The organism is Demequina silvatica, from assembly GCF_000971215.1.
GTDB lineage: Bacteria > Actinomycetota > Actinomycetes > Actinomycetales > Demequinaceae > Demequina > Demequina silvatica.
This window is the reverse complement of record NZ_BBMA01000003.1, coordinates 183,439-208,053: the sequence shown is the minus strand read 5'-3', so window position 1 is coordinate 208,053 and position 24,615 is coordinate 183,439. Positions and strand designations below refer to the sequence as shown.

Sequence of the window (24,615 nt, the reverse complement as noted above, 5' to 3'; positions counted from 1 at the left end):
GGCCTCAGGCCCGCGCGGGCTCCTGGGTCGCCCGCTCCTCCGCGGCCGCCGCGCGCCTGCGCGCTCGCGCCGTCGCCGCCCATGCCACGCCCGCGGTGGCGGCACAGGCGAGGAACAGCACCGCGGAGAGGTACGGCAGCTGCGCGAGCCGGCCCTGGTCCACCTGCGCGCTCGCCAGCGCCGCGCCGATCGAGGTGCCGGTGTAGATCAGCGACGAGTTGATGCCGACCACCACGTTCACGTGACGGCCCGAGTGCCCGACGATGAGGGCCTGCAACGGCGGGTTGATCGCCCACGAGCAGAATCCCCACGCGAGCAGCAGCAGCGCGGCGGGCAGCGGGCCGGATACCAGCGCGAGGCCGCCCACGGAGACCGCCGCCGCGACGCCGAGCGCCGTGAGGATCCGGGCCGGTCCCAGCCGGTCGGCCAGTCCGCCGAGGACCCCGTTGCCGGCGAGGCCGGCGATCCCGTAGCAGAGCAGCAGCGCGGACAGCAGCGTTCCGGACGCGCCCGTGGTGCTCTCCAGGAACGGTGCGATGAACGTGTTGAGCCCGCCAGTCGCCGCGCCCTCGAGAAGCGCCGTCGCCAGCGTCGCACCGAGCACGAGCGCCGCCGAGGCCCACACGACGGCGGCGCCGCCCTCGCGCCGGCGCGCCTCCGCGCCCGCGAGCCGCAGGTCCGCCTGCCAGGGGCGCAGCGCCGCGACCGCGACGCAGACGAGCACCGCGAGCGTGCCGACCATCACGAAGGCGGCCCGCGCACCCACGGTCGCGCCGAGCAGGTTGCCCAGCGGCGCGCCGACGAGCGACGAGGCGACCATGCCGGTGAAGGAGATCGACAGCGCGCGCGAACGGTGGGCGCCCGCGACGATGCTGCCGGCGTGCACGGTGCACATGGGCACCACGCCGGCGACCGCGACGGCCTGCGCGACGCGGGCGACCATCAGCTGCGACACGGTGTCCACCTGGGACACGGCGACGGCAGCGGCCGCCACCAGGGGCAGTGCGACCATCATCACCGTGTACGGCTCGAGCCGGCGCACGCTCCACGCGATGAGCGGCGCCGCGACGGCGTACGCGAGGCCGAACACCGCGTTCGACCGCCCGACGTCGGCGAGCGAGATGCCGGTCTCCTCCGAGAACGCGGACAGGACGCCCGGCACGAGCATCGAGCCGAGCGTCGCCGCGAACACCGCGCCCGCGAGCACCCAGAGCGTCAGCAGGGCGCGCCGCGAGACCCCGCTCACGCGCCGGCGGGGACGGCCGCGCCCTCGAGCGAACCCAGCCAGCGCATCGTCTCCTCGGACGTGACCAGCGAGCCGTGCTGGAGGTAGTGGATCATCTCGAGCGCGTCGTCGTGCGCCTGGAGCGAGGAGCCCATCGCCACGTCGGTCACCACGTTGAGGTGGAAGTCGCGCTGGTGCGCGTCGACCGCGGTGTAGAGGATGCAGATGTCGGTGAAGCCGCCGATGAGCACCAGGGTCTCCGCCTTGTACGCCTTGAGCACGATGTCGAGCTCGGTGCCGAAGAACCCGCTGTAGCGGCGCTTGCGGATGTGGAACTCGTCGGGCGTGGGCTCGAGGCCCTCGGCCAGCTCGGTGTACTTGTTGCCCTCGATGCAGTGCGGGCCCTCGGAGCCGTCGAGCTCGCGGCCGATGTCGGTGAGGTGCGGCTTGTGGACCTCCTGGATCCACACCACGGGCACGCCCTTCGCGCGCGCCTCCGCGACCATCGCGACGGCCTTGTCCCGCTGCGCGGGGATGTCGAACGGGTCGTCCTTCGACATCGGGCCGTCCATCGGGCCGCCCTGGAAGTCGACCACCACGAGAACGGTGGAGCCGTGGATGTTCATGCGTCCTCCTTCGAGGCCTCGGGGGTGGGCTGCGGCAGCGCGTCGAGCCAGGCGTCGACCGCCTCGAGCGACACGAGGGCGTCGCGCTGCAGGTACTTCATGGCGCGCAGCGCGGCGTCGTGGAGCTTCTGGCCGGAGCCGATCACCATGTCGGTGACGGTGCGGAAGCGGTAGTCGAGCTGGTGCGCGTCGACCGCGGTGTAGTGGATGCACACGTCCGTCATCCCGCCGATGAGGATGAGGGTCTCGGCCTTGTACCCCTTGAGAACGATGTCGAGCTCGGATCCGAAGAACGCGCTGTAGCGGCGCTTCTGGATGAGGTACTCCTCGCGGCGCGGCTCGAGCCCGGGGTGGAGCTCGGTGCGCGGGTCGCCCTCGACGCAGTGGACGTTCTCGTTGCCGTCGAGCTCGCGGCCGATGTCGATCAGGGAGGGCTTGTGCACCTCCTGGATGAAGACCACGGGCACGCCCTTCGCGCGGAAGCGGGCGACCATGTCGACCGCCTTCGCGTTGCGCTCGGGCCGGCCGGGCATGTAACCGGGCTTGTCCGCGCCGAACGACGACGGCTGGCCGCCGCCCTGGATGTCGACCACCACGAGGACGGCGTTGCCGACCACGTCGAGGGTGTCGGAGGGGGTGATGTCTGTCACCTGAAGTGGCATGAGGGGGTCCTTTCCGAGATCAGGAGAGCCGGACGCGGGGGTCGACCGCCGCGAGAGCGACGTCGACCAGGGTGTTGAGGATCACGTACACGGCGCCGAGGATGAGGCACACGGCCGCGATGGCGGGGAAGTCGCCGACGCCGATCGCGCCGGAGAGGTAGGAGCCGAGGCCGTTCCACGAGAACACCTGCTCCACCACCACGAGGCTCGAGACCATGAAGCCCGCCTGCACCGCGAGCAGGGACAGCGCGGGCGAGGAGGCGTTGCGCAGCGCGTGACGCCTGAGGACGGTGCCCTCGCGCTCGCCGAGCGCGCGGGCGGTCCGCGCCCACGGCGAGCCCAGCGAGGAGGAGATGCCGTCGGCGAGCACGCGCGCCAGGGCGACGCCGGAGCCGACCGCCGCGGCGAACGCGGGCAGCAGCAGGTGCTGGATCGCGTCCCACGTGTAGGTCGGGCTGCCGTGCAGGATGCCGTCGAGGACGTAGAAGCCGGTTGCGTCCTCGTAGGGACCGTACGAGGAGCGACCCGCGGCCGGGAGCGCGCCGTCCAGCCACTTGTAGAACACGAGCACCGAGAGCATCGCGATGAGGAACGACGGCGCGGACGCCGCGGAGAAGAACACGAAGCGCATGAACGCCCCGAACCGGCCCGGTCGCGAGTAGAGCGACGCGAGCGAGACGCCGATCACGACGGTGAGGGCGAGGGCCCAGCCCGCGAGCTCGAGCGTGGCGGGCAGGCGGGTCGACAGCTCGTCCGCGATGGGGCGCTTGGAGGACAGCGAGATGCCGAAGTCGCCCTGGACCGCGCCCGCGACGAACGACCCGAACTGCACGGGGATCGGGTTGTCGAGCCCGAGCTCCTCGCGCGCGGCCTCGACGGCCTCCGCGCTCGCGTTCACGCCGACGTACGTGCGGACGGGGTCGGAGTCCGCGACCTTGCCGAGGGTGAAGACCAGCAGGGTGAGGAAGAACAGCACCACCACGAGCGAGCCGAGGCGCTTGGCGACGAAGACCAGCATGGTCACACACCCGTCCGCCGGAGCATGACGCGCAGGGCGTCGCCGGCATAGTTGAAGACGAAGGCCAGGAGGCCGATCGCGAGGCTCGGGAGGACCGCGACCCACCACGCGTTGAGGAAGTACTTCATGCCGTCCGAGGCCATGCGGCCGAGCTCGGGCGCCGGCGCCGGGGTGCCGAGGCCGATGAAGGACAGCGCGGCGAGGGTCATGACGACGGCGCCGATGTCGAGGCTCGCCGTCACCACGACGGTGGGCGTGACCGCCGGCACCACGTGGCGCCACAGCAGCTTCCAGCCGCCGACGCCCGCGACCCGCGCCGCCTGGACGTGGGGAAGAGCGGCGGCCCGGCGCACCTCGCCGCGCACCAGGCGGGCGTACAGCGGCCACCACACGACGATGATGCCGACCATCGCGGAGCCGAGGGACTGGCCGATCGCGGCGGCGATCGCCATCGCGATGATCATCGCAGGGAAGGCGAGGAACAGATCCGTGAAGCGCATGAGCGCGCTGTCGAGCCAGCCGCCCTTGAAGCCGGCGACCACGCCGATCAGCGTGCCGATCGCTGCGGAGATCAGGGTCACCACGACGGCGGCGAAGAGGCTGCGCTGCATGCCAGCGACCAGCCGGGTCGCCATGTCCATCCCGAGCACGTCCGTGCCGAGCACGTGCCCGGGAGACAGCGGGGGCAGGAGCTGCTCGCCCGAGGGGATGATCGCGCTGTACGGCATGAGCGCCGGCCCGACGAGCGCGACCAGCACGGTGACCGCGACGGCCACCAGCGAGAGCTTCTCCCCGACCCCGAGGGCCGACCACGCGCCGTCGGGGCGGTCGGGCGTGGGCCGCTCGAGCCGCTTGAGCGTGCGCTTAGGCGAGTACAGCATCGACGAGCCTCCGGCCGTAGTCCGTGGTGATGTCCTGGGCGAGCCGCTCAGCGCCGACCGTCTCGACGATCTCGCCGCCGGTCATGACGAGCACGCGGTCGGCGATCAGCCGCGCGGCCGCGAGGTCGTGCGTCACGAACATCACGGAGATGCCGAGCGAGTGGCGGAGCAGGTTGATGAGGTTGAGCACCGAGCATGCGACGGACACGTCGAGCGCGCTGGTGGGCTCGTCGCACAGCAGCACGGACGGAGGCACCACCACCGCGCGCGCGATCGCGACGCGCTGCTGCTGGCCACCCGACAGCTGCGTGGGCCGGGCCGCGAGCACGGACTCGTCGAGGCCCACCAGCTCGAGGGTGCTGAGCGCGAGCGCGCGCATCTGGGCGCGCGACATGCCTGCGCCCGTGGTGGTGTGCTCGATGCGCTCGCGCAGGAGCTCCTCGACCGTGCGCCACGGCGTGAGGGACGCGCCGGCGTCCTGGAAGATCACCTGAGTGCCCTCGCCTGCGACGCCCTGCGAGTCGACGGAGCCGGAATCGGGGTTCTCGATCCCCGCGGCGATCCGCAGCAGCGTCGACTTGCCCGATCCCGACTCGCCGACGAGGGCGACGGCCTCGCGGTAGCCGATCTCGAAGGACACGTTCTTGAGCACGTGGTTGCCCACCTTGCGCCCCTTCACGCGGGACCAGTAGGTCTTGTCGACCTCGTTCACGGCGAGCGAGGGGCGGGTGACGTGCTCGACGAGCCGGACGTCGCTCAGCCCGGTGGCCGCACCGACGGCCGCGGTGCGCCCCATGAAGCGCTCCCACTCGAGGTCGCCTGCACCCCAGGCGTCGGCGACGTCGTCGCCAGGGCGGCCCTGGTCGGCGAGCACGTCGCGCATGGAGGCCACGACGGCCGGCTCGGGCGCGCCGACGGGGCGCATGCGATCGGTGGTGAGCGTGATGCGGGAGGCCATGAGCCGCTGCGTGTAGGCGTCCTCGGGACGCGCGATGACGTCGTCCGCGGCGCCGGTCTCGACCACCAGGCCGTCCTTCATCACGGCGATGTCGTCGCACATGTGGCGGGCGACTCCCAGGTCGTGCGTGACGAAGAGGACCGCGCACCCGGCGCCCTCGATCGACTCGCGCAGCACGCTCAGCACCTCGGCCTGCACGGACACGTCGAGCGCCGTGGTCGGCTCGTCGGCGACCAGGAGCCGCGGCTGCGGCGCCAACGCGAGAGCGATCATCACGCGCTGGCGCATGCCGCCGGACAGCTGGTGGGGGTACTTCTTGAGCACCTCGCCCGCGCGCCGGATCTGGACGCGCTCGAGGGCGGCGACCGAGGCCTCGGCGGAGCCGGTGTAGCGGTTGAGCATCCGTCCGATGGTCATGGTCGGGTCGAGCGAGCGCATCGGGTCCTGGAACACGGAGGTGACGTCGCGGCCGCGCACCTGCGCCCACGCGGGGTCGGTGATGGGGGTGAGGTCGCGGCCCGCGATGGAGATGCGTCCCGTCGCGTGCGCGGAGCCGTCCGCGGCGATGATGCCCTGGACGGCGGCGCCGATGGTCGACTTGCCCGAACCGGACTCGCCGACGAGGCCAAGGCAGCGGCCCGCCGCGATCGACAGCGACACGTCCTGGACGGCGGTGACCACGCGCCCGCGGCCGCGGTACGTCACCGTGAGGTCGGAGACCGTGAGGACGATCGGTTCGGCCATGGTGCCTCTCCTTCGCGAGGGGCGGCCTCCCGTGGCGGCGTGAGGGGACGCCGCCACGGGAGGCCTGTTCGGAGTGGGTCCTACTGACCCGGGGTGAGCTGGGTGAAGTCGAACGTGATGCCCAGCAGCGGGTAGCTCGCCGACTCGGCGCCCGTGATCCCCGCCTGGAAGGCGGCCGAGACCTTGAGGTCCGCGACCGTGTAGTAGTCGGCCGACTCGGTGATGAGGTCCGTGATCTCGCCGTACAGGGCGTGGTCGCCGGTCTCGATGGCCTCGTCGAGGACCGCGTCGAGGCCCTCGATCTCGGGGTAGAAGAGGTTGAGGCCGCCGCTGGACGAGTACAGCAGGCGCGCCCAGGCGTCGGGGTGGGCGGCGTCGGGGAAGACGCTCATGAGCGTGATGTCGGGCGCCTTCTCGGGGTCGAAGACCGTCGACCAGTACGCGCTGGACTCGAGGCCGACCGACTCCGCGGTGATCCCCACGGTGTTGAGCTGCGCCGCGAGGTTGTCCGCGATGTCCTGGCCGCCGGGGACGTAGGACGGGTAGTTGATGGAGATCTTCTGACCCGCGAGGTCGCCCTCGGCGAGCGCGGCGAGCGCGTCCGCGTCGAACTCGATGCCGGTCTGGTTGAGGTCCGACTCGACCAGGGTCGAGGGGAACACGCCCGTGGAGGTGGCGCCGAGATCGCCGTAGACGGACTGCACGATGCCGTCCCAGTCCACGCCGGCCAGGAGGGCCTGACGGGTCTCGACGTCGGCGAGCGCCTCGCGGTTGGGGTTGAGGTAGACCACCGGCGCCATCATCGACGGGTAGGTGTAGGCGTTGAGGTCCGCGTTCTGGCTGAGGGCGTCGAACAGGGGCTTGTTGGCGGAGCCGATGTAGCCGTCGAGCTCGCCGCTCTCCAGCTGGAGCTGGATGGTGTTGGTGGAGTCGAGGATGTGGAACTCGATCGACTCGTAGCCGCCGGTGTCTCCCCAGTAGGAGTCGTTGGCGGTGAGCTCGTAGCTGACGCCCTCGTCGAAGGTGCCGTACTGGAACGGGCCGGTGCCGGCGGAGTTCGCGGCGAACCACTCCGCGTCGTCGCCGTGGGCGGTGAGCGCGTCGGGCGAGATCATCTTGAGCCCGAACGGCGACGCGAGGTAGTCGAGGAACGCGTCGTTCGGCGCCTCGAGGGTGAAGACCACCTCGGTGTCGGACGGGGTCTCGATGGAGGCGATGCCGCCCACCAGGTACGCGGGGCCGGACTCGCCCGCGGTGAGCAGGCGGTCGACGGACGGCTGCACCGCCGCGGAGGTGAACGGCGTGCCGTCGGCGAAGGTCACGCCCTCGCGCAGCGTGAACGTGTAGGTGAGGCCGTCCTCGGACACGGTCCACTCGGTCGCGAGCGACGGCACGATCTCCGCCTCCTCGGTGCCGGTCGCGTACTTGACGAGACCCTCGTAGGCCGCGAGGACCAGGTTCATCTCGGAGCCGTTGTACGCGCTGCTCGGGTCGGGCGCGGAGATGTCGGCGGAGAGGCCCATGTCGAGCGTGGTGTCGACGTCCGAGGCGCCGGACGCGCCGGCCGACTGACCGGGCAGCGACTCCTCGGCGCTCGAGCAGGCGGTGAGCCCGAGCGCCAGAGCGGCTGCTCCGGCGAGGGCGAAGGTGGTGCGGCGGTTCACTGCTGGCTCCTTCGATGAGGGTTCGGGGGACCGTTGGGGGGAACGGTACGGCGAACCTATCGGTCAATAGTTACATTCGGTCGCTGCCCGTGTTACAGCGTTGTTTCACAGGTGTCGAAGACCTCGGACCCACGCCACGCGAGCCAGTCGCCCGCGGCGGTGATGTCCTGGGCACCGTCGGTCGCGTAGGGCTCGCAGAGGAAGCCCGTGACGATGCTGCCGTCATCGAGGGCGACGCTGCCGATCGTCATCGGAGCGGGGAGCTCGTCGACGAAGGTGCCGAATCCGGCGGCGGGAAGTCGCCACACCTCGCCGCGGATCGACCCGCCTTCGAGGGCCGTGCGGACGAGTCCCGGCTTGGGCGGAACGGTGTCAAGAGCGTACATGCGGTACTCCGGGGCAGTGGCAGCCCCGCGCACCAGGCGCGCGCCCCTGTCCGTGAGCTGCGAGTTCAGCACCTGGCCCGAACGGTGCGCGCCGACCACGAACACGTCCACCTCGTCGGTCTCGGGCGCGCCACCGCCCGGAGAGCCCGCCGCGCCGCCCGCGCGCGCGGAGATCGCGCGCGCCAAGGCGAGCAGTCGGTCGTCGCTGAACGCGTGCCCGGTGAGCATCGCGCCGAAGCTGTCCTCCCCCACGCTCCCCGCGGGCAGCGCGACCGCGGCCATGTCGAGGAGGTTCGCGAAGTTGGTGAACCGGCCCATGCGCGAGTTCGCGCCCACCGGATCGGAGGCGACCTGGGCGAGGGTCGGGTGCCACGTGGTGGTGGGGGTGAGCACGGCGGCCGCGTCGGACAGCAGCGCGGTCGCCGCGGCGCGGTAGCGCTCGAGCGCGCGCTGGTCGGCGAAGAGCGCGGCGGCGGAGTGGCCGGCGCCGGCGAGGACGATGCGCGCGACGGTCGGGTCGATCGCGTCGCCGATCGCGTCGCGATGGGCCTCGAGGTGGTCGCCGACCGCGGCGTACCGCTCGGCCACGAAGGAGGATTCGTACAGCATGCGCGCGGCGTCGAGCAGGGGCGCGATGGACCGCTCGACGGTCTCGAGGCCGGCCGCGCTGGCCGCCTCCGCCACCTCCGCGAAACGCTCGGCCCAGCCGGGCGCGAGCTCGCCCAGGTCCTCGGCCGTGGGCACCACCAGGCGCCGGCGCGCATCCGAGGACAGCGGAGCCGCCACCGCGGAGCGCGCGGAGAGCGGGTCGCCCGCATCGGGGCCGCTCATCACCCGCAGGGCGAGCGCGGCGAGGTCGGGGTCCGCGCAGAACACGGTCACGCAGTCGAGCGAGGCGCACGCGGGCACCACTCCCGTGGTGGGCACCAGGCCGCGCGTGGGCTTGAGGCCCCACAGCCCGTGCAGGGCGGCCGGCACGCGGCCGGAGCCGGCGGTGTCCGTGCCGAGCGCGAGGTCGACCAGCCCGAGCGCGACCGCCACGGCGGAGCCGGAGCTCGAGCCGCCGCTGATGCGGTCCTCGCGGACGGCATGGCGGACGGCGCCGTACGGCGAGCGGGTGCCCACCAGCCCGGTGGCGAACTGGTCGAGGTTGGTCTTGCCGACCACGATCGCCCCGGCGGCGCGCAGGCGCGCGACCGCGGCGGCGTCCGCCTCGGGCCGGTATGCGAAGGTGGGCGCGCCCGCGGTGGTGGGGCACCCCGCGACGTCGATGTTGTCCTTGACCGCGACCAGGCGCCCGGCGAGCGGCAGGTCCGCGCCCGCGGCGACGGCGGCGTCGACGTGCGCCGCCTCCGCCGCGAGGGTCTCCGCAGGGACCAGGTGGATCCACGCCTCGGGCCGCGAGGTCGCGGCGACGGCCGCCGCGAAGCCCGCCACCGCATCGGCCGTGCTCACGCCTCCACCGCCGGGTCCGTGACGATGACGCGCAGGGGCGTGGGGTTGAAGTCGTTGCACGGGTTGTTGACCTGCGGGCAGTTGGAGAGCACCACCAGCACGTCGCGCTCGGCGCGGAGCGCGACGCGCTTGCCCGGCGCGGACATGCCGTCCACGATCCCGAGCGTCCCGTCCGCCTCCACCGGCACGTTCATGAACCAGTTGATGTTCGACACGAGGTCGCGCGGGCCCAGGCCGTGCTTGGCGCCCTCGAGCAGGAAGTTCTCGCGGCACGCGTGGTGGAACAGGGTGTGGTGCCCGTACCGGAGCGTGTTGGACTCCTTGGAGCAGGCGCCACCGATGGTGTCCTGGCGGTCGACCTCGTTGCCCACGATCGTCATGAGCGGGTCGCCCTCGTTCGAGAGCAGCACCGAGCCGTCGACCAGGTAGGCGTGCCGCTGCGCGACCAGCGTCGCCTGCGCGCTGTACCGCACCTCGTGGTCGGCGGCGTCGTAGATGAGGCAGTCGCCCGACTGGTTGCCGCCCACGTCGACCAGCGTGAGCACGTGGCCGGCGCGCACCACGCCGGACCAGCCCTCGCGCGGCGCGATCTCGTGGTCGAGCACGGTGGCGCCCGGCAGGTAGGCGGTGGAACGGTCGAAGTAGTCGGCCTCGTGCGTGGCCCAGGTGACGGTCATCGGATCCCCCTCGCGAGCAGGTGCTGGTCGGTGTTGAGGTACGCGCGGGTGCGCTCGGGCGTCGCGGTCCACCAGGGATCGGAGGGGGACGATGCGGCGGCGGCCCAGGCGTGGACGCGCAGGGGCCCCGTGCGGTAGCCCTCGGCGGGGTCCAGCGGGTGGGCGGCGTTCGCCACGAGCACGGTGAGGGGCATCTCGGCGACCAGGTCGACGCTCGCGCCCGCGCCGCCGTCGCCCGTCCACTCGAGGGCGCCGTCGGCGGCGACCCTCACGCCCTTGAAGAAGGACACGCTTGGCGGCAGGTCGCGGGGCGTCAGGCCCTCCTTGGCCGCGGCGAGCACCAGTAGCTCGCGGCCCGCCGCGGTGGCGGTGTGCGCGGCGCCCGCGCCGTAGCGCTCGATGTTGCCGGCGAGGGTGGTGACGCCGCAGAACGCGTCGTGGTGACCGCCCGCGGCGTCGGCGACCACGGTCGCGAGGACGCGGCCGTCGCCCGACAGCAGCGGGTGGCCGGCACCCAGGTACGCCTGCCACGGGATCTTCTGAGTGTCGGCGACGTTGAGCCGCTCCCCCGGGTTGAGCGCGCTGAGCACCACCACGTGGGCGCACGCGTCCCCGGCGACGTCCTCGAGGCGGATGCGCGTGCCGCGGGCCACCGTCATGTGCGAGTAGCCGGGTCCGGCGACGGTCTCCGCCCACACGAGCGTCGACGGATCCACGCCGGCGGGCGCGTACGGCGAGGCGGATGGCGGCAGGTACGGCATGGCCTCGACGGCGGTGTCGGCGCGGCCCCGCGCGTCGTCGCGCGCCTGGTCCAGCGTCGCGGTGCTCGAGCGGCGTCCCGCTCCACGGTCATCGGTCACGGCTCCACCTTTCGGTCGATAGGTACAAGGCGAGTGTAGGGGGGCTTTGTTTCGGCTGAATTTCGTGTGCGAGGCGCCCCGTTCCCGCCCGTCCGCAGGCGCTACTGTGGGGGCGATCCGCCATGACGAACGCCGATACCGCCTCGACCCGCACCGACGCCCCGCGTCGGTCGCGCCCGCACGGCAAGGAGCCCGTGGGACGCGAGCGCATCCTGGACGCGGCGGCCCGGCTCTTCGTCGAGCAGGGGTACGCGGCGACCACCACGCGGCAGATCTCGGCCGCGGTCGACATCAAGCAGCCGTCGCTGTACTACCACTTCCCCAACAAGGCGGCGATGCTCAAGGAGCTGCTGATCGAGACGGCGCGGCCCTCGATCGACAAGGCGCGCGAGCTGCTGGCGGACACCTCCACGGACCCGCTCGAGCAGCTGCTGGCGCTCATCCGCTTCGACGTGCACCTGCTCGCGTCCGGGCCGTCGAACATCGGCGCGCTCTACCTGCTGCCCGAGACCAGCGAACCCATGTTCGGCACGTTCCAGGCGCTGCGCCAGGAGCTGGTGGGCGCGTACGGCGCGCTGCTGCGGCGGTCGATCGCCGCGGGCCGGGCCGACGTCGACGACCCGGCCGCGACGGCCGCGTTGCTGTTCTCCCTGGTCGAGGGCGTGATCCTACGCCGCGCCGACGATCCGCGACTGGACGCCGAGACTGTCGCGGACGGCATCGAGCAGGCGACGCTGCGCATCCTCGCCGCGCGCCGCTGACCCACCCGGCCCCGCGCGGGGGTCACTCGACCCGCACGCGCTCCCCGCGCATCGTCGCGACCCACGGCCCGAACTCGGGGTCGTGGCCCGGCCACACCTCGACGCCGTCGCCCCGCATCGCGGCGAGGCGCTCCACGGCCTCCTGCGCCGCGTCCTCCGCGCCGGGCACCGGCACCACGGAGCAGCGCCGCCGGCTGTCGAGGTTGTCGACCAGGTCCGCGGCGTCGCACGCGAGGACCACCGTGCGCCCCGAGGCGAGCTCGATGCGGAAGGACTGGTGGCCGGGCGTGTGGCCGCGCGTGTCCAGCGCGGTGAGCCCGGGCGCGAGGAGGGTCTCGCCGTCGATCGCGCGCACGTCCTCCCCCGCGTCGGTCACGTCGGTGGGCAGCACCACGTCGCGGATGCCGGCGCCCGACTCGAGCCACTCGAGCTCCCGGCGCTGGAGGATGACGGGCACCCCCGCGGGCACGTGGCGGATGCCGCCGGTGTGGTCGAGGTGGATGTGGCTGATGGCGCACCCGGCCAGGCGGTCCCAGGCGAGGCCCGCTCCGGCCACCGCGTCCAGCAGCGGGTCGCCCAGCGGCACCACCGCGGTGTAGCTGTCGTAGTTGAAGACCTCGCGGCGGCGCTCGGGATCGCGCACCACCGCGACGTTGAAGCCCGTGTCGAGCAGCACCCAGCCGTCGACGTACTCGACCGCGACGGCCGTCACCGGCTCCAGGAGGTGCCGGGCCGGGTCGCCGCCGTGCACGGACATGGACTCGCGCATGGGCTCGTAGCCGACCACGAACGGGTGGAGGGCGAGCGGGGCGCCGGTGACGGGGAGGGGTCCCTCGAGCGAGGCGGCCATCTCAGGCCTCCGTCCGGAGCGCGACGATCGCGTCTCCCGGTGCGACGGTGGCACCCGCGGGCGCGAGCACCGCCTCGACGGTCCCGGCATGCGCCGCGAAAACCTTGGTCTCCATCTTCATCGCCTCCACGACCGCGACGGTATGCCCCGCCTCGACCCGCTGCCCCTCCGACACGAGCACCTTCCACACGTTGGCCGCGAAGGGCGCCTCGACGCCCACGCAGCCCTCAGCGAGCGCCGGCGGCGGCTCGGTCGCGGCCGGCTCGACGTCGCGGTCGAACTCCCCCGCCGCGGTCCAGCGGTCGCGCTCCTCCGCGAACGCGCGGCGCTGTCCCGTCCGGAAGCGCGAGATCGACTCCGCGTTGTCGTCGAGGAACCGCGCGTGGTCGGCGAGAGAGAGCTCGCCCTCGGTGATCTCGGGGCGCCACAGGCCCGCGGAGAAGTCGGCGCGCAGGCGCAGCAGCTCGTCGGCCTCGACGGGGTACCAGGTGATGCGGTCGAAGAAGTCGAGCAGCCAGGGGCGCGAGCCGTCGACCGCGCGGTCGGCTCCCGCGAAGGACGCCCACCGGTCCCACACCTGCGTGGTGCGCCCCACGAACTGGTAGCCGCCCGGGCCCTCCATGCCGTAGATGCACAGGTACGCGCCGCCGATGCCGACCGAGTTCTCCGCCGTCCAGGTGCGGGCGGGGTTGTACTTGGTGGTGACCAGCCGGTGCCGCGGGTCGAGCGGCGTGGCGACCGGGGCGCCCAGGTACACGTCACCGAGGCCCAGCACCAGGTACTCCGCCTCGAAGAGCGTGCGGTAGACCTCGTCGACGCTCTCCAGGCCGTTGACCCGCCGGATGAACTCGATGTTCCACGGGTTCCACGGAGCATCGTCGCGGACGCCCGCCTCATAGCGGGCGATCGCCTCGCGCGTCGCCGGGTCGTCCCACGACATGGGCAGGCGGACGTGGCGGCTCGGGACCACCAGGTCCTCGGCCCCCGCGACGTCCGCCGCGAGCGCGAGGAGCCGCTCGAGCGCCTCGCGGTTCGCGTGGGCGGGGTCCTCGAATGTGACCTGGAGCGACCGGATGCCGGGGGTGAGGTCGCGCAGGCCCGGCAGCGCCGCGTCCCGCACGCGCTGCTGGAGCACGTGGACGCGCGCCCGGAGCATGAGGTCGAGCTCCTGCGGGCCCAGCTCGATCAGCAGGCTGTCGTCGCTCTGGCGGCGCACCACCACGCCGTCGCGGTCGGCGAGCACGCCGCGCGGGGCGCCCGGCTGCTCGGGGATCGCGGGCTCGAGCCGCACGAACCGCACCTGGTCGCCCGCCGCGAGCTGGCCGAGCTTCCACCGCTCCCCCTTCGCGACGGTGACGGGGGTGACGAACCCGCCGAGGCTGGGCCCGTCGGGCCCGAGCAGCACCGGGGTGTCCCCGGTGAAGTCCATGCCGCCCACCGAGTACGGGGTGTCGTGGATGTTGGACGGGTGGAGGCCGGCCTCGCCGCCGTCGGCGCGCGCCCAGGAGGGCTTGGGGCCCACCAGCCGCACGCCGGTGCGGTCGGAGTTGAAGTGCACCGCGTAGGCGGCGGAGAGGATCGTGTCGACGTCCTCGGGCGTGAAGAAGTCCGGCGCGCTGTGCGGCCCGTCGAGCACCCCGATCTCCCACGAGGTGCCGAACGCGGGACGCTCGACCTCCACCTCGACCTGCACCTCCACCTCCGCCCCGACCGGAACGGCCGCACCGGCTCCCGGCGCGAGCGGCAGCTCGTCGCCCGCGTGCAGCGCGCGGCCGGCGTGGCCGCCGAAGCGTCCCAGCGTGAACGTCGCCCGCGAGCCCAGGTACTCGGGCACGTCGATGCCGCCGCTCACCAGGACGTACGCGCGCAGGCCCGCCTCCACCCGGCCCACCGTCAGCACGGAGCCAGCGGGGACCTCGATCGCCTCCCACTGCGGCACGGCGCGGCCGTCGACCGTGACCGGCACGGGCGCGCCGGTAACGCACACACGCGCGTCGCGGGACATGCGCAGCGACGGCCCCGTCACGGTGCACTCGAGGCCCGCGGTGCCGGGGGCGTTGCCCAGGATGCGGTTGCCGAGCGCGAAGCTGCGGTCGTCCATGGGGCCCGACGGCGGCACGCCGATGTGCCACAACCCGGTCCGGCCGGGACCCTCCTGGACGGTGGTGAGGAATCCGGCGTCCTCGACGCGGATCCCTCCCGCCGGCGCGGTGATCTCTGCGCCCAGGCTCGCGGTGGTGTGCGCACCCTCCGCGACCACCGGGTCGCCCGCGATCCTCCGTAGCAAAGCGAGGTTGGTGTGCACGCCGTCGATGCGGGTCGCGTCCAGCGCCTCCGCCTGTCGCACCCACGCCTCGGCGCGGTCCGCCCCCGCCGTGACGACCTTGGCCAGCATGGGGTCGAAGCGCATGCCCACCTCGGTGCCGGAGCGCACCCACGTGTCGACACGCGCGCCCTCGGGCAGCTCGACGTGGGTCACCGTGCCGGGGCTGGGGCGGAAGTCCGCGACGGGGTCCTCGGCGTAGACGCGGCTCTCGACGGCCGCGCCGGAGACAGGGACGGAACCGGTCGCGGCGTACGGCGCGAGGAAGCTCGAGTCGCCCGCCGCGAGGCGGATCATCCACTCCACCAGGTCCACGCCGGTGACGGCCTCGGTGACGGGATGCTCGACCTGGAGGCGCGTGTTGATCTCGAGGAAGGACGCCTCGCCGGTGTCGGAGTCCAGCACGAACTCGACGGTGCCGGCGCTGCGGTACCCGACGCTCGCGCCCAGCTCGCGGGCCGTCGCGTGGAGCCGCTCCCGCACGTCGGGCGCGAGTCCGAACGCGGGCGCCTCCTCGACCACCTTCTGGTTGCGACGCTGCAGCGTGCAGTCGCGGTCGCCCAGCGTCACCACGGTGCCGTCGCCGTCGCCGAAGATCTGGACCTCGACGTGCCGGGCGCGCTCGATGTAGCGCTCCGCGAACACGCCGCCGCCGACCACGGCGGCGATGCGGGCGACGCCCTCGTACGCGTCGGCCACCTCGTCGAGCGCGCGCACCACGGCCATGCCCTTGCCGCCGCCGCCGGCGGCCGCCTTCACGATCACGGGCAGCCCGATCTCCGCGATCCGCGCCCGCGCGTCCTCCGCGTCGCTCAGCTCCGGCGTCGCCGCGGAGGTGGGAACGCGCGCGGAGATCGCCCGCTCGCGTGCCGCCTGCTTGTCGCCGAACAGCGCGATCTGCTCCGGGCGGGGCCCGATGAAGACCAGCCCCGCGGCCTCCACCGCGGCCGCGAAGCCGGGGTTCTCGGAGAGGTAGCCGTAGCCGGGATGGATGCCCCACACGCCGTGCGCGAGGGCGACCTCGATGAGCTGCTGCGCATCGAGGTACGGGTCCAGGTCACCGCGGCGCTCCAGCCGCACCACCCGGTCGGCCTGCTCGATGTGGAGGCTGCCGCGGTCGTCGTCGGTGTACACGCCGAGCGAGGTGCCGCCCCACGCCGTGACCGAGCGGAAGATGCGGCACGCGATCTCGGCGCGGTTCGCCACCATGACAGTTCGCGGGGTCGTCTGGGTCATCATGCGGGGACTCTATCGGACGATAGGTAAACGCCGTGTTACGTCTCGACGCGCGCGATGTTTCGTCGCCCACCGGACCCCCCCGCCCGGGTGCGGCGGGACGATGCGGCGGCCGGCGCATCGTCCCCCGTCACCCGGGTGCGGGGACGGCTGCGGGGACGGCACAGGGCCCCGACACCGGTGGGTGTCGGGGCCCTGGGGAGGGACTCGCGGGCGTTCGGCCACGCGAGCCGGATCTGTCAGCCGATCAGGCCTTCTTTGCGACCTTCTTGACGGGCGCCTTCTTGGCGTCGGCGACGATGGCCTCGGCCTTGCGGTTGGCCTTCACCTCGTCCCAGGTGATGCCGTAGTACGCGGCCTCCATCATCACCTTCATGTCCTCGAGGATCGGCAGGCGCGGGTTGGCCGGCGCGCACTGGTCCGCGTAGGCGTTCATCGCGAGGGTGTCGAGCGAGGCCATGAAGTCGGTCTCGTCGACGCCCACCGAGCTGAACGAACGCTCGATGCCGACCTTGTCGCGCAGCGCCTCCACCGCGGCGGCGTAGGACTCCACGCCCTCCTCGGGGGTCGAGGCCGGCAGGCCCAGGTGCTTCGCGATGGTCTGGTAGCGCTCGGGCGCCACGTAGGACTCGGCCTTGGGCCACGACGCGGGCTTGGTCGGGACCTTGCCGTTGTAGCGGATCACGTGCGGCAGGTAGATCGCGTTGGTGCGGCCGTGGGCGACGTGGAAGGTCGAGCCGGTCACGTGCGACATGGCGTGCACCAGGCCCAGGAAGGCGTTGGCGAAGGCCATGCCGGCGATGGTCGCGGCGTTGTGCATCTTCTCGCGGGCCTTGACGGCGCCGCCGCCCACCGTGACGGACTCCTCGATGTACTCGAAGACCATCTTGATGGCCTGCAGCGCGAGGCCGTCGGTGTAGTCGTTCGCGTAGACGGAGACGAACGCCTCGGTCGCGTGGGTCAGGGCGTCGAAGCCCGAGTCCGCGGCGACGCGCGAGGGCAGGTTCGCGGTGAGGACCGGGTCCACGATCGCGACGGTCGGGGTCAGCGCGTAGTCCGCGAGCGGGTACTTGCGGCCGTTCTCGGGGTCGGAGATGACCGCGAACGGGGTGACCTCGGAGCCGGTGCCCGACGTGGTCGGGATGCAGACCAGCTTGGCGAGCTCGCCCAGCTTCGGGAACTGGAAGGCGCGCTTGCGGACGTCGAAGAACTTCTCCTTCAGGTCCGCGAAGTCGACCTCGGGGTGCTCGTAGAGCAGCCACATGACCTTCGCCGCGTCCATCGGCGAGCCGCCGCCGACCGCGATGATGGTGTCGGGCTTGAAGGCGCGCAGGGTCTCGGCGCCCTTGCGGACGGTCGCGACGCTCGGCTCCGGCTCCACGCTGTCGATGATCTGGACCGACACGTTGTTGCTGCGGCGGTTGAGGACGTCGAGGACCTTGTCCACGATCCCGATGCGGGTCATGGTCGCGTCGGTGACGATGGTGACGCGCTCGACGCCGTTCATGTCGTGCAGGTACTGGATGGCGTTGGGCTCGAAGTACGTCTTGGCCGGCACCTTGAACCACTGCATGTTGTTGTTCCTCCGACCGATGCGCTTCACGTTGATGAGGTTCACCGCAGTGACGTTGTTCGACACCGAGTTGTGGCCGTAGGAGCCGCAGCCCAGGGTCAGCGAGGGCATGAACGCGTTGTAGATGTCGCCGATGCCGCCGTGGCTCGAGGGCGAGTTCACGATGATGCGGATCGCCTTGCAGCGCTTGCCGAAGTCCTTGATGAGCTCGTCGTCGGTCGCGTGGATCGCGGCCGAGTGGCCCAGGCCGTGGAACTCGACCATGCGCTCGGCGTAGTCGAGGCCCTGCTCGGTGGAGTCGGCCTTGAGGACGGCGAGGACGGGGCACAGCTTCTCGCGGGTGAGCGGCTCGCTCTCGCCGACGGTCGAGACCTCGGCGAGGATGATCGAGGTCTCCTCCGGGACGGTGAAGCCGGCCTGCTCGGCGATCCACTGCGGCGACTTGCCCACCACGTTCGGGTTGAGCTTCGCGCCGGCGCAGTTCTCGCCCGACGCGGTGACGCCGAAGATGAACTCCTCGAGCTTCGCCTTCTCCGCCGGCGTGACCTTGTACGCGTGGAGGCGGTCGAACAGCTCCAGGGCCTTGTCGTAGATCTCGGCGTCGAGGATGACGGCCTGCTCGGAGGCGCACACCATGCCGTTGTCGAAGGCCTTCGAGATGACCAGGTCGTTGATCGAGCGCTCGAGCACCGCCGACTTGTGCACGTAGGCGGGGACGTTGCCCGCGCCGACGCCCAGGGCGGGCTTGCCGCAGCTGTACGCGGCCTTCACCATGGCGTTGCCGCCGGTGGCGAGGATGAGCGCGACGCCGTCGTGGTTCATCAGCAGGTTGGTGGCCTCGAGAGACGGGGTCTCGACCCACTGGATGCAGTGCTCGGGGGCACCGGCGGCGATGGCCGCGTCGCGCACGATCCTGGCGGCGGCCACGGAGGACTGCTGCGCGCTCGGGTGGAACGCGAAGATGATCGGGTTGCGGGTCTTCAGCGCGATGAGCGACTTGAAGATCGCGGTCGAGGTGGGGTTGGTGACCGGGGTGACGCCGGCGACCACGCCGACGGGCTCCGCGATCTCGGTGATGCCCTTGATCGGGTCCTCGTTGATGATGCCCACGGTCTTCATGGGGCCCATCGAGTGGGTGACGTGCTCGCACGCGAAGATGTTCTTCACGGCCTTGTCCTCGAACACTCCGCGGCCGGTCTCCTGGACCGCGAGGACGGCGAGCTCGCCGTGCTGGTTGAGGGCGGCCACGGAGGCCTTCTTGACGAGCAGGTTGACGTCGTCCTGCGTGAACACGCTGTAGGCGTCGAGCGCCTCCTGGGCATTCGCGACGAGCGAGTCGATGGCGGCGGCGACGTCGGTGGTCGCGCTCTCCGGGGCGGTGGTGGTCATCTTCGTCTGGCTCCTAAGTGCCGGGTGCCGGCCCCCTCCGGGCCTCGATCCCCATGTCCTTCACGGTAGGGGCGGGTCTCGCCGATCTCGCGGGGCAGAGGTCCCGGGGACCATGGGCCTACTACCAGGGGTTTTATACCCATGGGGGTATGGTGACCAGGCGTTTTCGACACGTGTCGGGGGGACGATGCGCGGGTCGCGCCGGTCCCGGAAGTCCCGACGCGCGGGGTTGACGGCGCGGCGCGGGGCGCGTCCGGGCGCGGGCCGCCGTCGCGGTCGCGCGCCGCGGGCCGGCCCCACCGAGCGCCGCGCCGTGCGGGACGCTCACCGTGCTTTTCTGCGCGCAGCTGCGCCCTGCGGGACAGCCGTCAGAAGCTGTAGCGGTGAGACCGTCCCGCCCGGCACATCCCCGGCCCGAAAAGCACGGTGAGCGTCCCGCAGGATGGGGGCGCCGGGCACCGGGCTCCGAGCGGCGACCCGGCGGAGCTCAGCCCGTCACCACCTCGCCGCCCCACGCGCCGATCCCGCCCTCGAGCCCCACGGTGCGCTCGACGCCGGCCGCGGCCATCGCCTCGAGCGCGACGCGCGAGCGGTTGCCGGACTGGCAGTACACCGCGTAGTCGGCCGCGGGGTCGAGGGTCGAGACCTCGGCCGCGAACGTGGCCGCCGAGACGTCGATGTTGACGGCCCCGGGCAGGTGACCGGCCGCGAACTCCTCGGGAGTGCGGACGTCGATCACCGTCACGCCCTCCCCCGCCGCCGCGCCCGCGAAGGCGTCCGCGTCGACGTGAGCGCCGTCGAAGGCGACCTTCGTGACGGACTCGGCGGGCGCATCGTCCCCGCCCGAGCAGGCGGTGACGGCGGGGATCAGGGCGAGCAGCGCGCCGGCGAGGGCGCCGCGGAGGATGCGTCGGTTCATGCTCGACAGCATACCCCAGGGGGTATGTGCGAGAGCCCGCACACGCAACCGCGCCCGGTGCGCACCCCCGGGAGAGCAGGGGCGCGGACCGGGCGCGGTGGGTCCAGGAGCGGCCGGAGCCGCGGGCGTCAGGCGACGCGGATGAGCTTCTTGTTGACGAACTCGTCGGCCGCGAGCAGGCCCATCTCTCGCGAGGTGCCGGAGCGCTTCACGCCGCCGAACGGCAGCTCGGGGCTGTCGGCGAGCACGCAGTTGACGTAGACCATGCCGGCCTCGATCGCGTCGGCGACACGGTCGGCCTGCTCGGGGTCGGTCGTGTAGACGTAGGAGCCGAGGCCGTACGCGGTGTCGTTCGCGAGCGCCACGGCCTCCTCCTCGGAGGCGACCTTGTACACGGCGGCGGCGGGGCCGAACAGCTCCTCGCGGTACACATCCATGTCCGAGGTGACGCCCGTGATGACGGTCGGCTCGTAGAACGCGCCGTCGCGCTTGCCGCCAGCGACCAGCGTCGCACCCTGGTCGACCGCGCGGGAGACCTGCGCCTCGAGGCGCTCGGCCGCGGCGAGCGAGGACAGCGGGCCGATCACGGAGTCCTCCGAGAACGGGTCGCCCGCCGTGCACTCCACCATCGCGGCGGTGAACTTCTCGAGGAAGGAGTCGTACAGCGAGTCGATCACGATGAACCGCTTGGGCGCGTTGCAGGACTGGCCCGAGTTGTCCATGCGAGCCTCGACGGCGCCGGCGACCACGGAGTCGAGGTCGTCGGTCGACAGCACGATGAACGGGTCCGAGCCGCCCAGCTCGAGCGCGACCTTCTTGAGGTGCTGGCCCGCGAGCGACGCGACCGCGGAGCCGGCACGCTCGGAGCCGGTGACGGACACGCCCGCGATGCGCGGGTCGGCGATCATGGTCGCGGCCTGCTCGTTCGAGGCGTAGACGTTGACGTACACGCCCTCGGGGAAGCCCGCGTCGCGGTACATCTGCTCGATCGCGGCGGCCGACTCGGGGCACTGCGGCGCGTGCTTGAGCACGATCGCGTTGCCCACCACGATGTTCGGCGCCGCGAAGCGTGCGACCTGGTAGTAGGGGAAGTTCCACGGCATGATGCCGAGCAGGGCGCCCAGCCCGCTGCGGCGGATCACCGCGGTGCCCTCGCCCAGGATCTCGAGCGGGGTGTCGCCGGTGACCTTCTCCGCGTTGTCCGCGTAGAACTCGGTGATGTCGGCCGCGAAGTCGACCTCGCCGAGGGCGTGCGACAGCGGCTTGCCCATCTCGCGCACGATGATCGCCGCGAGCTCGTCGCGACGCTCGCGGTGGAGCTCGGCCACGCGACGGATCTTCGCAGCGCGCTCCGCCACCGAGGAGGTCCGCAGCCACCCGCGGTACGCGCCGTCCGCGGCCGCGAGCACAGTCTGGACGTCCCCGTCGGACATCGTCGGGTAGTCGGCCAGACGCTCGCCGGTGGCCGGGTTCACAACTGCGTAACCGCTCATGACTCTCCTTGGGTTGGTGCTGATGGACGATGCGGGGGCCGGGCGGGCGCTCAGCCGTGCGGAATCAGGGTGTACTTGGTCGAGAGGTACTCGTGGATGCCCTCGGCGCCGCCCTCGCGGCCGATCCCGGACTGCTTGACGCCGCCGAACGGCGCGGCGGCGTTGGACACCACGCCGGCGTTGAGGCCCATCATGCCGGTGTCGAGCCGGTCGATCAGCCGCTGCCCGCGGGCAAGATCGCTGGTATAGGCGTAGGACACGAGCCCGTACTCGGTGGAGTTCGCGAGCGCGATGGCCTGCTCCTCGGTCTCGAAGGTCGCGATCGCGAGCACGGGGCCGAAGATCTCGGTCGACAGGATCTCGGAGCCCGGCTGGACGCCCGTGAGCACGGTGGGCTCGATGAACGAGCCCACGCCCTCGATCGCCGCGCCGCCGGTGGCGAGCACGGCGCCCTTGGCCACCGCATCGTCCACGAGCGCGAGCGACGTCGCGACGGCGCGGTCGTCGATGAGCGGGCCGATGGTGACGCCGTCCTCGGTGCCGCGTCCCACGCGCATCGCTGCGACGCGCTCGGTGACGCGGCGCGCGAACTCGTCCGCGACGGACGCGTGCACGATGAAACGGTTGGCCGCGGTGCAGGCCTGGCCGATGTTGCGGAACTTGGCCATGAGCGCGCCCTCGACGGCCTTGTCCAGGTCGGCGTCCTCGAACACGAGGAACGGGGCGTTGCCGCCCAGCTCCATCGAGACGCGCAGCACGCCGTCGGCGGCCTGCTTGATGAGCGCGCGGCCCACCTCGGTCGAGCCGGTGAAGGACAGCTTGCGCAGGCGCGGGTCGGAGATGATCGGCGCCGTGACCGCGCTCGAGTGCGTGGTGGTGATGACGTTGACCACGCCGGCGGGGACGCCGGCCTCCTCGAGCACGCTCGCGAGCAGCAGCGTGGTGAGCGGCGTGAGCGCGGCGGGCTTCACCACCACCGTGCAGCCGGCGGCGAGCGCGGGGGCGATCTTGCGGGTCGCCATCGCGAGCGGGAAGTTCCACGGCGTGATGAGGTAGCACGGCCCGACGGGGCGCTGCGAGACCACCATGGACCCCGTGCCCTCAGGGTTGGAGCCGTAGCGGCCCGTGATGCGGACGGCCTCCTCGGAGAACCAGCGCAGGAACTCGTTGCCGTACGCGACCTCGCCGCGGGCCTCCGCGAGCGGCTTGCCCATCTCGAGCGTCATCAGCAGCGCGAAGTCCTCGGTGCGCTCGCGCACCAGGTCGAACGCGCGGCGCAGGATGTCGGAGCGGACGCGGGGCGCGGTCGCGGCCCACGCGTCCTGCGCGGCGACGGCCGCGTCGAGGGCGCGGCGGGCGTCCTCGGGCGTCGCGTCGGCGATCGAGGCGAGCACGTCGCCCGTGGAGGGGTCGAGCACGTCGAACGTGCCCGCGGACGATGCGTCGGTCCACTCTCCCCCGACGTACAGGGAGGTGGGGACGGAGTCGAGCAGGGTGCGCTCGGCGGTGGCGGTCATGCCGACACCTCCGCGGCGAGCGCGGCGGCGACCACGTCGAGGCCCTCGTTCAGGAGCGCGTCCCCGATGCTGAGCGGCGGCAGGAAGCGCAGGACGTTGCCGTATGTGCCGCACGTGAGCACGATCACGCCCTCGGCGATGCACCGCCGGGCGACGGCGCCGGCGAGCGCCGCGTCGGGGGCCTGCGTCGCGGGGTCGACCAGCTCGATCGCGATCATCGCGCCCAGGCCGCGCACGTCGCCCACGCGGGGGTCCTCGGCCTGGAGCGCGCCCAGGCGGCTCAGCATGAGGGCGCCGAGCTCGGCGGCCCGCTCCACGAAGCCCTCGGTCTCGAACGCGTCGATGGAGGCGAGCGCGGCGGCGCACGCGATCGGGTTGCCGCCGTACGTGCCGCCCAGGCCGCCCGCGTGGGCCGCGTCCATGATGTCCGCGCGTCCGGTGACGGCGGCCAGCGGGAGCCCGCCGGCGATGCCCTTGGCGGTGGTGACCAGGTCGGGGGTGAAGCCGAAGTGCTCGGACGCGAACATCGCGCCGGTGCGGGCGAAGCCCGACTGGACCTCGTCCGAGATGAGGACCACGCCGTTGGCCGCGCACCAGTCGGCGATCGCGGGCAGGAAGCCGGCCGCGGGCACGATGAAGCCGCCCTCGCCCTGGATGGGCTCGATGATGACGGCGGCCAGGTTGTCCGCACCCACCTGCTTCTCGATCACGGAGATCGCCTTGGCGGCCGCGTCCGGACCGGTGAGGCCGTCGCGGTACGGGTAGGACATGGGCGCGCGGTAGACCTCGGACGCGAAGGGTCCGAAGCCGCTCTTGTACGGCATCGACTTCGCGGTGAGCGCCATGGTGAGGTTGGTGCGACCGTGGTACGCGTGGTCGAATGCGACCACCGCCTGGCGCTTGGTGAACTTGCGTGCGATCTTCACGGCGTTCTCGACGGCCTCGGCGCCGGAGTTGAACAGCGCGGACTTCTTCTCGAAGTCGCCCGGGGTGAGGCGGTTGAGCGCCTCGGCGACCGCGACGTAGCCCTCGTAGGGCGACACCATGAAGCACGTGTGGGTGAACTGCGCGGCCTGACGCTGCACCGCCTCGACCACCTTGGGGTGGGCGTTGCCCACCGAGGTGACGGCAATGCCGGAGCCGAGGTCGATGAGAGAGTTGCCGTCCGCGTCGAGCACCACGCCGCCGCCCGCGGCGACCGCGGCGATCGGGGCGGTGTGGCCCACGCCCTTGGCGACGGCCGCCGCCTTGCGGTCGAGCAGCTCCTGCGAGCGCGGTCCGGGGATCGCGGTGACGAGCCGGCGCTCCTGCGCGAGCGCGGGTCCGCCGGAGATCGAGGGCGCGCCGTCGGCGGCGATGTCGAGGGTGGTCATGGGTGCGACGCTAGGACGGTTCACG

Annotated in this window: 18 protein-coding genes; 1 reads left to right on the top strand and 17 read right to left on the bottom strand. The window is 72.4% G+C overall.

What is annotated here, in order from left to right:
- Window positions 1-4 precede the first annotated feature (4 nt).
- From AOM05_RS04865 to AOM05_RS04820, 10 genes are all read right to left on the bottom strand, one after another.
- Window positions 5-1,246: an MFS transporter gene (locus AOM05_RS04865; RefSeq protein WP_062519922.1), complete on the bottom strand. Its 1,242-nt coding sequence runs from the start codon at window positions 1,244-1,246 to the stop codon at window positions 5-7.
- A complete protein-coding gene (locus tag AOM05_RS04860) occupies window positions 1,243-1,851 on the bottom strand; it encodes a cysteine hydrolase family protein (protein WP_062519921.1) in 609 nt (202 codons plus the stop codon). The genes AOM05_RS04865 and AOM05_RS04860 overlap by 4 nt, the downstream gene beginning before the upstream one ends.
- A complete protein-coding gene (locus tag AOM05_RS04855; RefSeq protein WP_062519920.1) occupies window positions 1,848-2,513 on the bottom strand; it encodes a cysteine hydrolase family protein in 666 nt (221 codons plus the stop codon). The genes AOM05_RS04860 and AOM05_RS04855 overlap by 4 nt, the downstream gene beginning before the upstream one ends.
- Window positions 2,514-2,532: 19 nt before the next feature.
- Window positions 2,533-3,531, bottom strand: a complete 999-nt coding sequence (locus AOM05_RS04850) for an ABC transporter permease (protein WP_062519919.1) — start codon at window positions 3,529-3,531, stop codon at window positions 2,533-2,535.
- A 2-nt stretch (window positions 3,532-3,533) separates the two neighbouring features.
- Entirely contained in the window at window positions 3,534-4,412 is an 879-nt protein-coding gene (locus tag AOM05_RS04845; RefSeq protein WP_062519918.1) for an ABC transporter permease, read from the bottom strand.
- Entirely contained in the window at window positions 4,396-6,114 is a 1,719-nt protein-coding gene (locus AOM05_RS04840; protein WP_062519916.1) for an ATP-binding cassette domain-containing protein, read from the bottom strand. The genes AOM05_RS04845 and AOM05_RS04840 overlap by 17 nt, the downstream gene beginning before the upstream one ends.
- An 80-nt stretch (window positions 6,115-6,194) precedes the next feature.
- Window positions 6,195-7,778 carry an ABC transporter substrate-binding protein gene (locus AOM05_RS04835; protein ID WP_062519914.1) on the bottom strand — a complete coding sequence of 528 codons (1,584 nt, stop codon included), beginning with the start codon at window positions 7,776-7,778 and terminating at the stop codon, window positions 6,195-6,197.
- Window positions 7,779-7,870: 92 nt separating this feature from the next.
- Complete coding sequence (gene atzF / locus AOM05_RS04830; RefSeq protein ID WP_062519912.1) at window positions 7,871-9,619, bottom strand: allophanate hydrolase; 1,749 nt, start codon at window positions 9,617-9,619, stop codon at window positions 7,871-7,873.
- Window positions 9,616-10,296 (bottom strand): urea amidolyase associated protein UAAP2, encoded by a 681-nt coding sequence (locus AOM05_RS04825; RefSeq protein ID WP_062519910.1) that lies wholly within the window; start codon window positions 10,294-10,296, stop codon window positions 9,616-9,618. The genes atzF and AOM05_RS04825 overlap by 4 nt, the downstream gene beginning before the upstream one ends.
- Complete coding sequence (locus AOM05_RS04820) at window positions 10,293-11,156, bottom strand: urea amidolyase associated protein UAAP1 (protein ID WP_062519908.1); 864 nt, start codon at window positions 11,154-11,156, stop codon at window positions 10,293-10,295. Before AOM05_RS04820 ends, AOM05_RS04825 begins: the two co-directional genes overlap by 4 nt.
- Before the next feature lie 122 nt (window positions 11,157-11,278).
- Between AOM05_RS04820 and AOM05_RS04815 the strand changes: the two genes are divergently transcribed.
- Window positions 11,279-11,917, top strand: a complete 639-nt coding sequence (locus AOM05_RS04815; RefSeq protein ID WP_062519907.1) for a TetR/AcrR family transcriptional regulator — start codon at window positions 11,279-11,281, stop codon at window positions 11,915-11,917.
- Window positions 11,918-11,939: 22 nt separating this feature from the next.
- Here AOM05_RS04815 and AOM05_RS04810 read toward each other — a convergent pair whose 3' ends face one another.
- From AOM05_RS04810 to gabT, 7 genes are all read right to left on the bottom strand, one after another.
- On the bottom strand, window positions 11,940-12,767 hold the full coding sequence (locus AOM05_RS04810; protein ID WP_062519905.1) for an N-acyl homoserine lactonase family protein: 828 nt from the start codon (window positions 12,765-12,767) through the stop codon (window positions 11,940-11,942).
- Window position 12,768: 1 nt separating this feature from the next.
- Window positions 12,769-16,329 carry a 5-oxoprolinase/urea amidolyase family protein gene (locus AOM05_RS04805; protein ID WP_228373212.1) on the bottom strand — a complete coding sequence of 1,187 codons (3,561 nt, stop codon included), beginning with the start codon at window positions 16,327-16,329 and terminating at the stop codon, window positions 12,769-12,771.
- A gap of 244 nt (window positions 16,330-16,573) precedes the next feature.
- Window positions 16,574-19,288, bottom strand: coding sequence for a bifunctional acetaldehyde-CoA/alcohol dehydrogenase (gene adhE / locus AOM05_RS04800; RefSeq protein ID WP_062519904.1), 2,715 nt, complete (start codon window positions 19,286-19,288; stop codon window positions 16,574-16,576).
- Window positions 19,289-19,775: 487 nt separating this feature from the next.
- On the bottom strand, window positions 19,776-20,207 hold the full coding sequence (locus AOM05_RS04795) for a rhodanese-like domain-containing protein (RefSeq protein ID WP_062519903.1): 432 nt from the start codon (window positions 20,205-20,207) through the stop codon (window positions 19,776-19,778).
- Window positions 20,208-20,335: 128 nt separating this feature from the next.
- Entirely contained in the window at window positions 20,336-21,700 is a 1,365-nt protein-coding gene (locus AOM05_RS04790; protein WP_062519902.1) for an NAD-dependent succinate-semialdehyde dehydrogenase, read from the bottom strand.
- Between the two features lie 50 nt (window positions 21,701-21,750).
- Window positions 21,751-23,217: an NAD-dependent succinate-semialdehyde dehydrogenase gene (locus tag AOM05_RS04785; RefSeq protein ID WP_062519900.1), complete on the bottom strand. Its 1,467-nt coding sequence runs from the start codon at window positions 23,215-23,217 to the stop codon at window positions 21,751-21,753.
- Window positions 23,214-24,590 (bottom strand): 4-aminobutyrate--2-oxoglutarate transaminase, encoded by a 1,377-nt coding sequence (gene gabT / locus AOM05_RS04780; protein ID WP_062519898.1) that lies wholly within the window; start codon window positions 24,588-24,590, stop codon window positions 23,214-23,216. Before gabT ends, AOM05_RS04785 begins: the two co-directional genes overlap by 4 nt.
- Window positions 24,591-24,615 lie beyond the last annotated feature (25 nt).